Origin of the sequence: Devosia honganensis (assembly GCF_042648785.1) — a bacterium.
In the GTDB taxonomy this organism is placed as follows: Bacteria; Pseudomonadota; Alphaproteobacteria; order Rhizobiales; family Devosiaceae; genus Devosia; species Devosia honganensis.
Genome location: NZ_JBHRYD010000005.1, coordinates 33,422 through 47,969, shown reverse-complemented (window position 1 = coordinate 47,969; position 14,548 = coordinate 33,422). Strand labels below are relative to the sequence as shown.

Below are 14,548 nucleotides of genomic sequence, written 5' to 3'. Positions count from 1 at the left end.
TGCTTGACGCTGCGCTCTTGCCCTGCAATCGATGTAAAGGTTTTCATGATCGGTGTAAAGGTTTACACAGGACACAAACCGTATATGCCTGTGTGCAACGGGCGGGACCTGGATCGCGGCGTCCGCCAGCGGCCAGGGTGCCGGATCTTCGGGCCGGCGCAGGGGGCGGAGCACCAGGGTGCAACAGCGTAAACTGGCCACTATCGAGGACGTTGCCGCCATGGCCGGGGTGTCCATCGCCACGGTCAGCCGTGCCGTCAACGAGCCCACCAAGGTGGCGGACGCCACCCGCCGCCGCGTCAACGAGGCCATCGCCCGCACCGGCTACACCACCAATGCCATGGCCCGCTCGCTGCGCATGCGCCGGTCCAACATGATCCTGATCCTGGCGCCGGACGTGGGCGATCCGAACTTCTCCAATATCCTGGTGGGGCTCGAGACCGAGGCCAGCAAGCGCGGCTATGGCCTCTTGATCGGCAACACCCAGAACGATCCGTCCCGCGAAGCCGACTATCTGCGCTTCATCAGCTCCAACCAGGCCGATGGGCTCATCCTGTTCACCGGCCATCTGCCCTTCGGCTTCCGGCAGGGGCCCGGGACGATGCGATTGCCGCCCATGGTGGCGGTCAACGAACCGGTTCCGGGCGGGGAGATGCCCTTTGTGGGCGTCGACAATTTCGAGGGCGCGCGGGTGGCGGCCGAGCATCTGCTGTCGCAGGGCCATCGCCGCATCGCCTTTATCGGGCGCGCACGGGGGCGCGAGATCAACCGGCTGCGCGAGGCGGGCTATCGCGCCGCGCTCGAGGGCGCCGGCATCGCCCCCGACCCCCGCCTCGTCATCGAGGGCGACGGCACCACCGAAAGCGGGCGCGCTGCCACCGAGCTGATGTTCGTTCGCGACGCCCTGCCCTCGGCCTTTCTGTGCGTCAACGACGCCACCGCCATGGGCGTGATCATCGCGCTCAACGCGCGGCGCTATGACCTGCCCCGGCAATTCTCGGTGATGGGTTTTGACGACATCTCCTTCGCCAGCTTCCTCACCCCCTCGCTGACGACGATGAAGCAGCCCCGCCACCGCATGGGCGAGGCGGCCATGGAACTGCTGCTGGCGCTGCTGGCCGGCGAGAAGCCGAAATCCCCCGAAGTCCTGCTGCGCGCCGAACTCATCGTCCGCAACTCTGTCGCCCGGCACGGCGGGTCTTAGGGGATTTCGGGGACAGGGGGAATGCGCGGAGGATGCGGAAACCTGCCGCAAAACACCACCCCTCCACGCCCCACCACCAGGTCACTCCCGCGCATGCGGGAGTCTCCGTTTCCGTTTTTTTCACCCCGAACCCTGCCCGTCCCCCTCCCCATCGTCATTCCCGCCTCCTGCTCCGATATCCCCCCCATCGTCACCACCGGACTTGTTCCGGTGGTCCACACGAAGCTGCCGCAAGCTGGATTGCCGGGATAAACCCGGCAATGACGAAGGAAGGAAGAGCCCAGAGAGCGGGAACGCAAAAAAACCCACAGCAGAATCCTAAATCACCCCTCCCCGCCGCAGCCCGAGGGCAGCATCGGGACTGGGGTTAAAGGTGTTTCGTCCACCCTCGCCCCTCCCCCATCGTCACCACCGGACTTGTTCCGGTGGTCCATACGAAACCACCGCAAGCTGGATTGCCGGGACAAGCCCGGCAATGACGAAGGAAGGGAGAGCCCAGAGAGCGGGAACGCAAAAACCCGCAGCAGAACACCAAATCACCCTCCCACACCGCTGCCCTCGCCACCCCCATCGTCACCACCGGACTTGCTCCGGTGGCCCAGGCGACGGCCCCCCCTCAGCTCCGCCACTGCGGCAGCGGCTCGGCCAGGGTTTGCAGCTCGGCGATCGGCGCGCCCTCGATGCGGCGGCGCAGCAGGCGGGTGAGTTCGATGCCGGCGGCGAAGACGTCCTCGCGGATGCTGTCCATGGTCGGGAACAGCGTGGGCAATATGTCCGAGGTCTGCTTGTAGACCAGATGCAGGTCGCGGCCGGGCACCAGGCCCGCCTCGTTGAAGCCGCCGACCAGGGCGATGGTTCGCATCTCGCTGTCGCAGACGAGGCCGTCCGGCCGGCCGGGCGAGCGCGCCAGTTCCATGCCGACGCCGCGCAACTCGGCCGGCGACATACCCATCGCCCCTTCGAGCAGGCGCACCTCCAGCCCCCTGCGGGCGGCCTGCCGGTGGAAGGCGGTGACGATATTGTGGTAATTGGTGGTGCGGTCGTCGCCGATCACCAGCATGGCCTGCCGGCAGCCCTTTTCCGCCAGCCGGTCGACCGCCATGGTCGCGAACACTTCCGAGTGGAAGTCGTGATAGGGGTGCGGCGAATAGAATTCCGTACGCCCATGGCTGACGAAGGGAAAATCGGCCTCGATCATCAGTTGTACGCGCGGGTCGCGCGGGCCGGTATGGGTGATGATCACCCCGTCGGCATTGCGGTTCTCGAGGATATAGCGGATCGTATCGGTCGATTGCCGCTCGAATTCGGGCGTCACCGTCAGATGATAGGCGGTGCCCTGGATCGCCTGGCCGATGCCCTGGATCATCTGCCGGGCGAAGTCGATGGAATCCTCGGCCCCGTCCAGCACCAGCGCCAGAACGTTGGTCTTGCCGGTCCGGAGGCGCACCCCGGCCCGGTCGGGGATATAGCCGAGCTTGCGCGCCGCCTCGGCCACCTTGTCGCGCGTTTCCTGTTTCAGCGTCGTGCCGCCGCGCAGGGAGAGCGACACCGTGGACAGGCTGAGCCCCGTCGCTTCCGCAATGGTTTTCAACGTCACGCGGCCCCTTGCGGATGATCCGGGCCTGATTTTCTGCATGTGCTGCTACCCCCGGCCCTCTCTTATCACGAGCAAGGCCCGGGAGTGTAGCCCCGAGAACTGCAACGATGCAATCGTTTCAACATACAAACCTATCAACTCAGTCATAATTTTAATATTATATATCAAGATGATAAAAGATTTATCCCCTTGGCGAACCACCTACTCCAATTCTCAATTGCAACGTTGTATCTCCTATGGTTAGCTGAGGACATCGGCCGGAAGAGGAGCTGGCCGCCGCCGAAAAACCGGCGGACATCACAGGGAGGTGTGAATGCTTAAGAAAATTCTTCTGGGCGGCGTGGCGGGTCTTGCCATGACGGCCGCCATTGCCGGGCCCGCCAGGGCCGAGGTTTCGTTCATGTATGCCGAATGGATCGCCGCGCTGGTCGAGCCGGGCATCGCCGCCTTCGAGGCCGAGACCGGGGAAACCGTCAACGCCATCAAGCTGCCCGGCCAGGGCTATGACCAGCGCATCGCGCTCGACCTGTCGGCCGGCACCGCCGCCGATGTCAATCTGATGGACAGCTTCATGGTCTCCGAGCTGGCCTCGGCCGGCTATCTGCACCCGCTGGACGATCTGCTCGCGGGCTGGGATCAGTTCCAGTATTACCTGCCGGGCCTTCTGGAAGTGGCCTCCTATCAGGGCCAGGTCTATGCCCTGCCCACCGACACCGACGTGCGCATGCTCTGGTACGACCTCTCCAATTTCGAGAAGGCCGGCATCGCGACACCCTGGGCGCCCAAGACCTGGGACGACGTTCTCGATGCCGCCCAGCAGCTCAAGGATGCTGGCGTGCGCTATCCCTTCCAGCTTCCGGCCGGCACCAAGCAGGGCGAGGCAACCACCATGCAGGGCGTCTATATGGCGCTGCTCGGGGCGGACGTGCCCGAGGACGACCGCAACCGCCTGCTCAACCGCGACACCAATCAGTGGATCGGCGACAGCCCGGCCCTCAGGCGCACTTTCGATCTGTTCTATCAGGTCTATGTCGAGCGCGAGCTGAACACGGCGGAGCTCAACTACGCCACCGATATCGGGGCGGCGGTGCGCGCGGCGCTGGCGGCGGACGAGCTGGGCATTCTCGCTTCGGGATCGTGGGAAGACGCGTGCCTGTGGGATTGCAACAATCCGCCCAGCCGCGAGGAGCGCGACGCCACCGTGGCCTGGACGCCCTGGCCCGGCTCGGGCGTGGAGGGCGCCAAGGCGACCACCAATATTTCGGGCGGCTGGACCATCGGCATCAATGCCAATGCCGCCGACAAGGATCTCGCCTTCAAGCTGGTGACGTCCATTTTCGATGAAGGCAATTTCAAGCAGTGGACGCTGGAGAACCACCGCATGGCGGTGCGGACCGATATTTCGGAATCTTCCGAATACACCGCCGATCCCTTCCTGGCAGAGGCCACCAAGCTCGCCGCCGACACTACCGGCCGCGACACCGTGCCCGGCTATCAGACCGTTTCGGCGCTGATCCAGCAGGCCACTGCCGACATTCTCGACGGGGCCACTCCCAACGAGGTGGTGCAGGAATATCATGACGCCCTGGTCGACGAGTTCGGCGAGGAAAACGTCATCACCTATGAGTGACCTGAACCACTGACCGGCGACGCCCCGCGTCCTCCCGGGGCGTCGCCGGACTTCCTTGCCGGCCGGCTTTCCGCCCCCTCCCCTCGGGTCAAGCCCAAGGGCAGGCCGGTGCGGGGGATAAATCGAGCCAAGAGTTCCGAATGAACACCGCCCCTTCGCGGACAGGGTTGGAACGCCGTGCCGGGCATGGATGTCGAGAGAACCGGGGTATGAGAGAGCGCCGATGAAGAACCAGGCCAATCCTTGGCTGACCAGCAATCTTTGGGTGCTGGGGCTGGGCATGCTGCCGGCCATCGTGCTGATCGGCATGCTGCTCTACTTCACCGCCTGGGCCTTCGCCTTCAGCTTCACCGACCTGGCGCTGGTGGGGCGCAAGAGCGTCGAATGGAGCTGGGTGGGCCTCGATAATTTCCAGCGTCTGTTCACCCGGCGGGGCTTTCTGGAATCGCTCTGGACCACGGTGATCTTCGTCTTCTTCTCGGCCATTGTCGGCCAGTCGGTGCTCGGCTTCCTGCTGGCCGCGGCGCTGCGGGGGTCGCGCTCTATGCTGCGCAGCGTGGTGGAGGTCTGCATCATGCTTGGCTGGCTGCTGCCCGATATCGTGGCGGCGTTCCTGTGGTCCGCCACCACGGCGCAGACCGGGCTGATCAACCAGCTCATCATCCGCCCGCTGGGCCTGCCGCCGGTCAATTTCATCAACGACTACGCACTGCCCGTGGTCACCATCGCCAATATCTGGAAGGGCACGGCCTGGTCCTACCTGCTGTTCTCGGCGGCGCTGGATTCGGTGAGCCGTGAAGTGGTCGAGGCCGCCAAGGTCGACGGGGCCACGCCCTTCCAGCGCATCTGGCTGGTGCAATTGCCGATCATCCGGCCGCATATCGCCACCAATATGCTGTTCATCACCATCTGGACCTTCACCTATTTCCCGCTGATCTACGCCATGACCGGGGGCGGGCCGGGCCGGCAGACCGAAACGCTGGCGGTGTTCCTCTACAATCAGAGTTTTTCGCGCGGCAATCTGGGCTTCGGCTCGGCGATCTCGGTGGCCATGCTGGTCATCGTGGGCTGCCTGTCGCTGGTCTATCTGCGCATGCTGCGGGAGCCCAAGTGATGGACGCCGACACCTCCCACTCGCGCCTCACCGCCATTGCCCTGGCCTTCATGGCGGTGATCTGGATCAGCCCGTTTTCATGGCTGGTCCTCAATGCCTTCAACCCGCTCTCGACCGGGCAACTGGAGATTCCCCGCGCCATCGGGCTCGACAATTTCGGCCAGGCGATCAGCGGGCAGGCGGGGCGGCAATTCGTCAATTCCATGCTGATCGCGGCGGGCACGGCCACGCTCAGCGTCATCGTGGGCATTTCCGCCGCCTATCCGCTGTCGCGCCTGAAAATTCCGGGGCGCAACGCCTTTTTGTGGACGCTGGTGCTGCTGCGCATGCTGCCCTCGGCGGGCGTGCTGGTGCCGCTCTATTTCACCGCGCAGCGCACCGGCCTGCTCAACCAGTTCGGCGTCATCATCGCGCTGACCATCCTCAACCTGCCCTTCACCCTGCTGCTGCTGAAGAATTTCTTCGATACCGTGCCGATCGAGCTGGAGGAGGCCGCCTATGTGGAGGGGGCGAGCCTGTTCCAGATCGTGTCGCGGATCGTCCTGCCCATGTCGCGGGCGGGGATCGCGGTGGTGTGGTTCTTCAGCTTCACCGGCGCCTGGAACGAGTTCCTTCTGCCGCTGATCTTCGCGCGGGTGCAGGATGCCTTCCCCATGTCGGTGGGACTTTATGCGGCCTTCGGCCAGCAGGGTGCCATCAATTACGGGTTCCTGACGGCCTTTTCCATCATCTACGCTGCGCCGGCGGTCGGCGTCTATTTTCTATTGCGGCGGAACATGAACACGGGTTTCGCCGGTGTCGGAGTTAAAGGATGACCTATTCCAATCCCCTCGCATCGAAACTGGGGCTGCTGGACGACGACCTCAAGCAGGAGGGCAAGCTGCTGCGCCTTTGCGCCGACCTGGAACAGAAAATCCGCACCCCGATCGCGGATGTGCCGTTCCAGTGGCACGTGCAGCGTGCCGACGATTATTCCGCCGCCGAGGCGCTCGCGGCCGATTGGCGGAGCTGGGAAAAGTTCGGCCCGCATTCCGTCTGGGCCAAGCATCAGGAGCACACCTGGTTCGCCGCCGAGATCACCGTTCCCGAGGCGGCGCGCGGCAAGGTCTTCGTCGCCCGCTTCACCAGCCAGTGGCAGGACCGCCCGGGCACCACCGATCCGCAATGCCTGGCCTATCTCGACGGGCGCATCGCCCAGGCGCTCGACGGCAACCATACCGAACTGGTCATCGAGCGCGATGCCGTGCCGGGCAATACCCATGTGCTGCTGGTCAACGCCTTCACCTTTTACGACCGGCCGCTGGTCGGCTTCGGGGTGGACTTCTTCGTGCGCAACGAGCGCGCCGAAAAGCTCTATTACGATGTGCAGACGCCGCTGGAGGTCGCCCTGCTGCTGCCGCAGAACGACCCGCGCCGCCATGCCGTGCTCAATATCGTCGAGCGGGCCCTGCGCGCGCTCGACCGGCGCGACGGCCATACCCCCGAGTTCGAGGCCGGCCTGCCCGAGGCGGAAAAGATCGCGCGGGAGATTTACGAGCTCGCCGATACCGAGGTGCAGCCGCAGATCACCGCCGTGGGCTCGACCCATCTGGACGTGGCCTGGCTCTGGCGCGTCATGCATACGCGCGACAAGACCGGACGCAGCTTCGCCACCGTGCTCAATCTGATGGAGGAATATCCGCAATTCGTCTTCATGTATAACCAGTCGGTGCTGTTCGACTTCCTGAAGCAGGATTATCCCGAGCTCTGGGAGCGGATGCTGGAGCGGGTCAGGTCCGGCCAGTTCGAGATCGAAGGCGCCATGTGGGTGGAGCCGGATGTCAACATCGCCTCGGGCGAGGCGCTGGTGCGCCAGATCATGCGCGGCCGCCGTTTCCATCTCGAGCATTTCGGCGTCGATCCCAAGACCGTCTGGCTGCCCGACACCTTCGGCTATTCGGCCAATCTGCCCCAGATCATGGACAAGTCGGGGCTCTGCTATTTCGTCACCAGCAAGCTGAGCTGGAACGATACCGACCGGCACCCCTACGACACCTTCTTCTGGCGCGGCATCGACGGCACCGTGACCAGGGCGCAGCTCATCACCGCGCAGAAATATGGCAGCGAGCAGATCTACACCACCTATAATGGCGATCTCTCCGTCTCCGAGACCATGGGCGCCTGGAAGCGCTACGAGCCCAAGGCGGCCTATGACGAGCTGGTCATGTCCTATGGCTATGGCGATGGCGGGGGCGGCCCGACCCGCGCCATGATCGAGCGCGGCACCCGCCTCGAGCGCGGCATTCCCGGCGCCCCCAAGGTCAGGCTCGAGGGCATCGTCCCCTTCCTCGACCGGCTGGGCCGGGCCATGGACGCCGATCCGGGCCGTTTCCCGGTGTGGAACGGCGAGCTCTATCTCGAATATCACCGCGGCACCCTGACCTCGGTGGCCAAGAACAAGGCCAATAACCGCATGGCCGAGCGGCGGCTGCGCGAGCTGGAATTCCTCGGCGCGCTGGCGCTGGCCGGGGCCGGCCATGCCTATCCCGCCGAGACGCTGGCCGAATTCTGGGAATTGCTGCTGATCAACCAGTTCCACGACATCCTGCCGGGCACCTCGATCCCGGAAGTCTATGTCGACAGCGACGACGATTATGCCCGCATCTTCTCGACGCTGAATTCGGCCAATGGCCCCTGGCACGCCGCCGCCAGGGCCGCCACCGATCCGGGCGCCGACCAGTTGCGGCTGATCAATTTCACCAGCCAGGCGCGGTCCGGCCTCGTTCATCTGGGTCCGGACGTCGCCGAGGGGACGGGCCTTGCCACCGCTTCCGGCACGGGAAGCGTGCAGAAGATCGTGCGCGCCGATGGTTCGGCCGACACCGTGGCCCCGGTCGCCGATATCGCCGCCTTGGGCTGGACCGGGGCGCAGCTCGTCGCCGCCGCCGATGCCGGACAATCCGAGCTGTCGGTCTCTCCGTCCCAGCTCGAAAACGCCCTCCTGCGCGTCGCCTTCGACGCGGAGGGCGAGATCACCTCGATCTTCGACAAGACCCGCAACCGCGAGACGCTGGCGCCAGGCGCCACCGCCAATCGGCTCATCGCCTATGAAGACAAGCCGATGAGCTGGGACGCCTGGGACATCGACCGCTATTTCGAGGAGCAGTTCTGGCCGCTTGCCGACGGCAAGGCCGCCATTTCGGTGGTCGAGACCGGGCCGCATCGCGCCGCCATCCGCGTCGAGCGGAACTATCGCAAATCGAAAGTGGTGCAGGTCATCTCCCTTGCCGCCGGCGCGCGGCAGCTCGAGTTCGACACTTTCATCGACTGGCAGGAGCGGGCGCAGGTCATCAAGGCGCAATTCCCCTTCGATCTCAACACCTCCGAAATCCGCTCGGAAATCCAGTTCGGCCATGTCAAGCGCCCGACCCATCGCAACACCAGTTGGGACCGCGCCCGCTTCGAGGCCTCCATGCATCGCTGGGTCGATCTCAGCGAGGCCGATTTCGGCGTCGCCCTGCTCAATGACTGCAAATACGGCTATGACTGCCACGAGCAGTCGGTGCGCCTGACCCTGGTGCGCGGCTCCACCCATCCCGACCCCGAGGCCGATCTGAGCGAGCATCGCATCCGCTATGCCCTGTTCGTGCATGAGGGGGTGGCGGACCTCGCCCAGGTGCATCGCGCCGCCGAGCGCTTCAACAATCCCGTCGCGGTCATCGGCAATCTTTCGCCTGCCGCCGCCGCTGCGGGGGAATTGGGTCGGTTCAGCTTCGCCACGGTCGATGTGGACAATGTCACCATCGAGACGGTGAAGAAGGCGGAGAAATCCGATGCCCTGGTGCTGCGCATCTTCGAGCACGCCAATATCCGCGCCGCGGCCAGGATCGGCTTCGGCGTGCCGGTGAAAGCGGCGCGCATCGTCAACCTGATGGAAGAAGGCGAGGCCCGGCCCCTCGATATCCGTGACAATGCCGTCACGCTCGAGCTGCGCCCCTTCGAAATCGCCACGCTGATGATCGAGACCTGAGGAGACGCCTATGGCCGATGTCACGCTGCGGGGAGTCCGCAAATCCTATGGGGCGCTGGAGGTGGTGCACGGGGTCGATCTCGACATAAGCTCGGGCGAGTTCGTCGTCTTCGTGGGGCCTTCGGGCTGCGGGAAATCGACCCTGCTGCGCATGATCGCGGGGCTCGAACCCATCACCGCCGGCGAGGTCAGCATCGGCGGCAGGGTGGTCAACGACATCCCCTCCCCCCAGCGCGGCATCGCCATGGTGTTCCAGTCCTATGCGCTCTATCCGCATATGAGCGTCTTCGAGAACATGGCCTTCGGGCTCAAGCTCGCCCGGACGCCGAAAGCCGAGGTGGAGCAAAGGGTCAGGGAGGCGGCGCGGATCTTGCAGATCGAGCCCTATCTCGACCGCATGCCCAAGGCGCTGTCGGGCGGCCAGCGCCAGCGCGTCGCCATCGGCCGCGCCATCGTGCGCAATCCGCAGGTGTTCCTGTTCGACGAGCCGCTGTCCAATCTCGACGCGGCCTTGCGGGCGCAGACCCGGGTGGAGATCGCCAAGCTGCACGACACGCTCGACGCCACCATGATCTACGTCACCCATGACCAGGTCGAGGCGATGACGCTGGCCGACCGCATCGTGGTGCTCAATGCCGGGCGCATCGAGCAGGTCGGCACCCCGCTCGAGCTCTATCGCGAGCCGGTCAACACGTTCGTTGCCGGCTTCATCGCCAGCCAGCGCATGAATTTCATCGATGCGCAGCCGGAGGATGGCGGCCTGCTGCTGCCGGGTGGCCGGCGCCTGCCCCTCGCCCATCCGCAATTGCCCAGGGTCGCGACCATGGGCGTCCGTCCCGAGCATCTGGAGCTGGCAAGCGCGGAAACGGCGCAGTTCAGCGGCAAGCTGGCGGTGATCGAGCAGTTCGGCGAATATGCGCTGGCCTATGTGGAGCTGCCCGGCGGGGAGACGGTCACCGTCAAGCTCGACGGCGCGCCGGACCTGCAATTGCACGACACCATCCATATCGGGGTGCCGGTGGAGGCCATTCACCTGTTCGACGCGGAGGGACGGGCGCTGCGCTGACCCGCCGGCTCAGGCGGCGATTTCGAAGGCGGCGCGCACCAGGCGGGCGGTATAGTCGGTGCCGGGATTGGTCAGCACCTCGCTGACCGGTCCCTCTTCGACGATGCGGCCGTTCTGCATCACCATGACGCGGTGGCACAGGGCCCGCACCACTTTGAGATCGTGGGAGATGAACAGATAGGACAGGCCCCGCTCGTCCTGGAGCTTGCGCAACAGGTCGATGATCTGGGCCTGCACGGAGAGGTCCAGCGCCGAGGTCGGCTCGTCGAGCAGGATGAACTCGGGTTCGAGCGCAATGGCCCGGGCGATGGCGATGCGCTGGCGCTGGCCGCCGGAGAATTCGTGCGGGAAGCGCTGCAGGATGGTGTCGGGCAGGCCGGAATCGCGCAGCGCCTGGCGGACCCGGTCGCCCCGTTCCCGCGCATTGGCGCCGATCCCGTTGACGATCAGCCCCTCCTCGATGATCTGGCGGATCGACATGCGCGGGTTGAGGCTGGCAAAGGGGTCCTGAAAGACGATCTGCATGCGCGAGCGCAGCGGTCGCATGGCGGCGCGGTCCTTGGTGTCGATGCGCTCGCCATCGAACCAGATCTGCCCGCCCTGATTGCCGATGAGCCGGATCAGCGCCTGGCCGAACGTGGTCTTGCCCGAGCCGCTTTCCCCCACGATCCCCAGCGTTTCGTGCCGCATCAGCTCGATATCGAGATTGTCGACGGCCTTGAGATCGAAGAAATCGGGGCGGAAGAAACCGCCGCGCCGCAGCGTGTAGGTGACCCTGACCTCCCGGCCCTCGAGCACGGTTTCATGCTTGCCCTCGGGCAGTGGCAGCGCCGTGCCGCGCGGCTCGGAGGCCAGAAGATGCCTGGTGTAGGGGTGCCGGGGCTCCGAAAACAGCGCCTCGGTGGCATTGTGTTCCTGCACCCGCCCGTTCTGCATCACATAGACATAGTCCGAGAACTGCCGGACGATGGTGAGGTCATGGGTGATGAGGATCACCGCCATGCCGTATTTGTCCTTGAGGTCCTTGATCAGGTTGAGGATCTGCGCCTGCACCGTCACGTCGAGCGCCGTGGTGGGCTCGTCGGCGATGAGGACGTCGGGGCGGTTGGCCAGGGCCATGGCGATCATCACCCGCTGGCGCTGCCCGCCCGAGAGCTGGTGGGGATATTGCTTGAGGCGCGCCCCCGGATCGGGGATCTGCACTTCTTCGAGCAGTTTTTCGGCGCGGCTCATGGCCTCGCGCGCCGAGACGCGATTGTGCAGGTGGATGATCTCGCAGATCTGCTGGCCGATCGTATAGACCGGGTTGAGCGAGCTCATCGGCTCCTGGAAGATCATGGCGATGTCGTTGCCGCGCAGCTTGCGCATCTCGCGGTCGCCCATGGCCACCACGTCCTTGCCCGAAAGCGTGATGCGGGTTTCGGGCAGGATGCGCGCCCGCTTGGTCAGCAGCTTCATCAGCGTGCGGGCGGTGACCGACTTGCCCGAGCCGCTCTCGCCCACCAGCGCGATGGTCTCGCCCTTGTGCAACTGGAAGGAGACGTCGCGCACCGCATGCACCACGCCGCCCTCCACCTTGAAGTCGACGCCGACATTGCGGGCGTCGAGGATGAGTTCCCGGCCATGGGTGCCCAGATCGAGCCGTTCGGCGGGGGCGAAGTCGTTCGGGGTCATCCGGCGTTCCTCAATAGGGGTCGACCGCATCGCGCAGGCCATCGCCCAGCGCGTTGAAGGCGAAGACGGTGATCAGCACGAAGGCGACCGGCGACAGGATCCAGGGATAGGAGCCGATCACCGAGAAGGTGCCGGTATCCTGCAGCATCAGCCCCCAGGAAATCAGCGGCGGCTTCACCGCAAAGCCCAGGAAGCCGAGAAAACTTTCCAGCAGCACCACGGTGGGAATGGCCAGGGTCACCGCCACGATGATGTGGCTCATCACATTGGGCAGGATATGGCGGGTGATGATGCGCCCGTCCGAGGCGCCCACGGCAATGGCCGCCCGCACATATTCGATGCGCGCCAGCGACAGGGTTTTCGAGCGCACCTCGCGGCTGAGCTGGGCCCAGCCCAGCGCCGCCATGACGAAGATCACGAAGGTGAGGAAGACATTGGAGGGCGCCGTCACCGGGATCAGCGAGGTCAGCGCCAGATAGAGCGGCAATTGCGGGAAGGCGAGCACGAATTCGACGAAACGCTGCACCCAGGCGTCGAAGGCGCCCCCGATATAGCCCGAGGTGATGCCCACCATGGTGCCCACCACGGTGGTCATGGTCACCACCGCCAGCGCGATCATCAGGCTGATGCGCGAGCCGATGATGCCGCGCGAAAGGATGTCGCGCCCGAACTTGTCGGTGCCCAGCAGTTGGATCGGCCGGCCGTCCGTCGAGCCGAAGAAATGGATGTCGGAGGGGATGACCCAGAAGATCTGATAGCTGTAGCCGCGGACGAAGAAGCCGGTGGGGGTCGGATCGTCCTTCACCGCGCCGGTCAGGGGCTGGAAGGTGATGGGGTCGAATTCGCCCGTGTCCCCGATGGGATAGACATGGGGAATGAGGCTGAAATTGCCCTCCGGGTCCTCGAAGGCGACCAGGTCCGGCGGCGCGAAGGGCAGGTTGGTGGCCTTGGGGTCCATGGGCGCGAAGAAATCGGCAAAGACCGTCACCACCAGCAGCAGCACGACCAGCACCAGCCCGATCATGCCCATGGTCGAGCGGCGGAAGCGACGCCAGACCAGGGCGGCATAGGTCTCGTTGCCCGAGCCGTAGCGGGACAGCGCGGGCTGGGTATCCGCTTCTTCGGCAGGGGTCGGCGCCGGGCCGGCGCCCGGCTCGACGGGCAGCGGAATGGAGGATTGGGTGTCGTCGCGGCTCATTCCTGGCCCCCTCCCAGACGGATGCGCGGATCGAGGGCGACCAGCAGCAGGTCGGCGATGATATTGCCGATGATGAGCGTCGTGGCGAGCACCAGCATGAAGCTGGCGGTGACGAAGACGTCGCCGACCGCCATGGAGCCGACGATGGCCGGACCGACCGTGGCGAGGCCGAAGACGATGGCCACCTCGATTTCGCCGGTCAGCATATAGGGCAGCACCACGCCCTGATAGGCGACCAGCGGGTGCAGCGCATTGGGCACGGCGTGCTTCATGATCACTGCGCCCTCGGGCAGGCCCTTGGCGCGGGCGGTCTCGACATATTGGGAATTGAGCACGTCGAGCAGGTTGGCGCGCATGACGCGCATATTGTAGGCCAGCCCGCCGAAGGTGGCGATGAACACCACCGGCCAGACATGCTGGACGAGGTTGACGAACTTGTCCCAGCTCCAGGGCGCGCCGCCATAGCGGGCCGAGAAGAACATGCCCACCTCCCCCACATTGAGGCGGAACACCAGCACGTAGAGGATGATGATGGCCAGCAGGAAGCGCGGGATGGTCATGCCCATGAAGGAGATGATGCCCAGAATGGTGTCGGTCCAGGAATATTGCCGGGTGGCCGCGACGATGCCGAGCCCGATGCCCAGGATCGAGGCCAGCAGATGGCACACCAGCGCCAGCGCGATGGTGGGCGGCAGGCGCTCGGCGATCACATTGCCCACCGGCTTGTTGTAATAGAGCGAATGCCCGAAATCGAAGCGGGTGACGATGCCGACCAGCCAGCGGAAATATTGCACGATCAGCGGATCGTTGAGCCCGTTGGCCTGCCGGTAGGCCTCGGCCTGGATTTCGGCGAGGTCGGGCCGCACGCCGCCCTGATTGATCAGCATGGAGCGGATATAGTCGGCATAGTCGCCGGGGGGCGCCTGGATGATGGCGAAGGTCACCACGCTGAGCAGGAACAGCAGCGGGATCGCGCCCAATACGCGCAGGATCAGAAAACGAAGCATCGGGGCCTCTTAACCTGTCCGGCACTTGCACCGGGGTCTCAGTCGTCTC

10 protein-coding genes are annotated in these 14,548 nt (G+C 65.1%); 6 read left to right on the top strand and 4 right to left on the bottom strand.

The window, feature by feature from the left end; all coding sequences use genetic code 11:
* Positions 1-178 precede the first annotated feature (178 nt).
* The gene (locus tag ACFOOL_RS07175) at positions 179-1,204 is read left to right on the top strand and encodes a LacI family DNA-binding transcriptional regulator (protein WP_380096221.1); all 1,026 of its coding nucleotides are present in this window, start codon (positions 179-181) and stop codon (positions 1,202-1,204) included.
* Between the two features lie 616 nt (positions 1,205-1,820).
* Here the strand turns inward: ACFOOL_RS07175 and ACFOOL_RS07170 are convergent.
* On the bottom strand, positions 1,821-2,795 hold the full coding sequence (locus tag ACFOOL_RS07170; RefSeq protein ID WP_380096219.1) for a LacI family transcriptional regulator: 975 nt from the start codon (positions 2,793-2,795) through the stop codon (positions 1,821-1,823).
* A 319-nt stretch (positions 2,796-3,114) separates the two neighbouring features.
* Between ACFOOL_RS07170 and ACFOOL_RS07165 the strand changes: the two genes are divergently transcribed.
* The 5 genes from ACFOOL_RS07165 (at position 3,115) to ACFOOL_RS07145 (ending at position 10,620) form a co-directional block, all read left to right on the top strand.
* Positions 3,115-4,431: an extracellular solute-binding protein gene (locus ACFOOL_RS07165; RefSeq protein WP_380096217.1), complete on the top strand. Its 1,317-nt coding sequence runs from the start codon at positions 3,115-3,117 to the stop codon at positions 4,429-4,431.
* Between the two features lie 223 nt (positions 4,432-4,654).
* A complete protein-coding gene (locus ACFOOL_RS07160) occupies positions 4,655-5,545 on the top strand; it encodes a carbohydrate ABC transporter permease (protein ID WP_380096215.1) in 891 nt (296 codons plus the stop codon).
* The gene (locus ACFOOL_RS07155; RefSeq protein WP_380096213.1) at positions 5,545-6,360 is read left to right on the top strand and encodes a carbohydrate ABC transporter permease; all 816 of its coding nucleotides are present in this window, start codon (positions 5,545-5,547) and stop codon (positions 6,358-6,360) included. The genes ACFOOL_RS07160 and ACFOOL_RS07155 overlap by 1 nt, the downstream gene beginning before the upstream one ends.
* Positions 6,357-9,554 carry an alpha-mannosidase gene (locus ACFOOL_RS07150; protein WP_380096211.1) on the top strand — a complete coding sequence of 1,066 codons (3,198 nt, stop codon included), beginning with the start codon at positions 6,357-6,359 and terminating at the stop codon, positions 9,552-9,554. The genes ACFOOL_RS07155 and ACFOOL_RS07150 overlap by 4 nt, the downstream gene beginning before the upstream one ends.
* Before the next feature lie 10 nt (positions 9,555-9,564).
* Positions 9,565-10,620 carry an ABC transporter ATP-binding protein gene (locus tag ACFOOL_RS07145; protein ID WP_380096209.1) on the top strand — a complete coding sequence of 352 codons (1,056 nt, stop codon included), beginning with the start codon at positions 9,565-9,567 and terminating at the stop codon, positions 10,618-10,620.
* 9 nt (positions 10,621-10,629) lie between these two features.
* Here the strand turns inward: ACFOOL_RS07145 and ACFOOL_RS07140 are convergent, their stop codons facing one another.
* Genes ACFOOL_RS07140 through ACFOOL_RS07130 form a run of 3 tightly spaced genes read right to left on the bottom strand, consistent with a single transcriptional unit; the run spans position 10,630 to position 14,499 of the window.
* Positions 10,630-12,294 (bottom strand): ABC transporter ATP-binding protein, encoded by a 1,665-nt coding sequence (locus ACFOOL_RS07140; RefSeq protein ID WP_380096207.1) that lies wholly within the window; start codon positions 12,292-12,294, stop codon positions 10,630-10,632.
* Between the two features lie 10 nt (positions 12,295-12,304).
* On the bottom strand, positions 12,305-13,492 hold the full coding sequence (locus ACFOOL_RS07135; RefSeq protein WP_380096205.1) for an ABC transporter permease: 1,188 nt from the start codon (positions 13,490-13,492) through the stop codon (positions 12,305-12,307).
* Positions 13,489-14,499, bottom strand: a complete 1,011-nt coding sequence (locus ACFOOL_RS07130; RefSeq protein ID WP_380096203.1) for an ABC transporter permease — start codon at positions 14,497-14,499, stop codon at positions 13,489-13,491. The genes ACFOOL_RS07135 and ACFOOL_RS07130 overlap by 4 nt, the downstream gene beginning before the upstream one ends.
* Between the last annotated feature and the right edge of the window lie 49 nt (positions 14,500-14,548).

Bases quoted from the DNA above. Each gene is read 5' to 3' on its own strand.
- ACFOOL_RS07145 (WP_380096209.1), top strand. From the start codon at position 9,565: ATGGCCGATGTCACGCTGCGGGGAGTCCGCAAATCCTATGGGGCGCTG.
- ACFOOL_RS07150 (WP_380096211.1), top strand. From the start codon at position 6,357: ATGACCTATTCCAATCCCCTCGCATCGAAACTGGGGCTGCTGGACGAC.
- ACFOOL_RS07155 (WP_380096213.1), top strand. From the start codon at position 5,545: ATGGACGCCGACACCTCCCACTCGCGCCTCACCGCCATTGCCCTGGCC.
- ACFOOL_RS07140 (WP_380096207.1), bottom strand. From the start codon at position 12,294: ATGACCCCGAACGACTTCGCCCCCGCCGAACGGCTCGATCTGGGCACC.
- ACFOOL_RS07165 (WP_380096217.1), top strand. From the start codon at position 3,115: ATGCTTAAGAAAATTCTTCTGGGCGGCGTGGCGGGTCTTGCCATGACG.
- ACFOOL_RS07160 (WP_380096215.1), top strand. From the start codon at position 4,655: ATGAAGAACCAGGCCAATCCTTGGCTGACCAGCAATCTTTGGGTGCTG.
- ACFOOL_RS07130 (WP_380096203.1), bottom strand. From the start codon at position 14,499: ATGCTTCGTTTTCTGATCCTGCGCGTATTGGGCGCGATCCCGCTGCTG.
- ACFOOL_RS07135 (WP_380096205.1), bottom strand. From the start codon at position 13,492: ATGAGCCGCGACGACACCCAATCCTCCATTCCGCTGCCCGTCGAGCCG.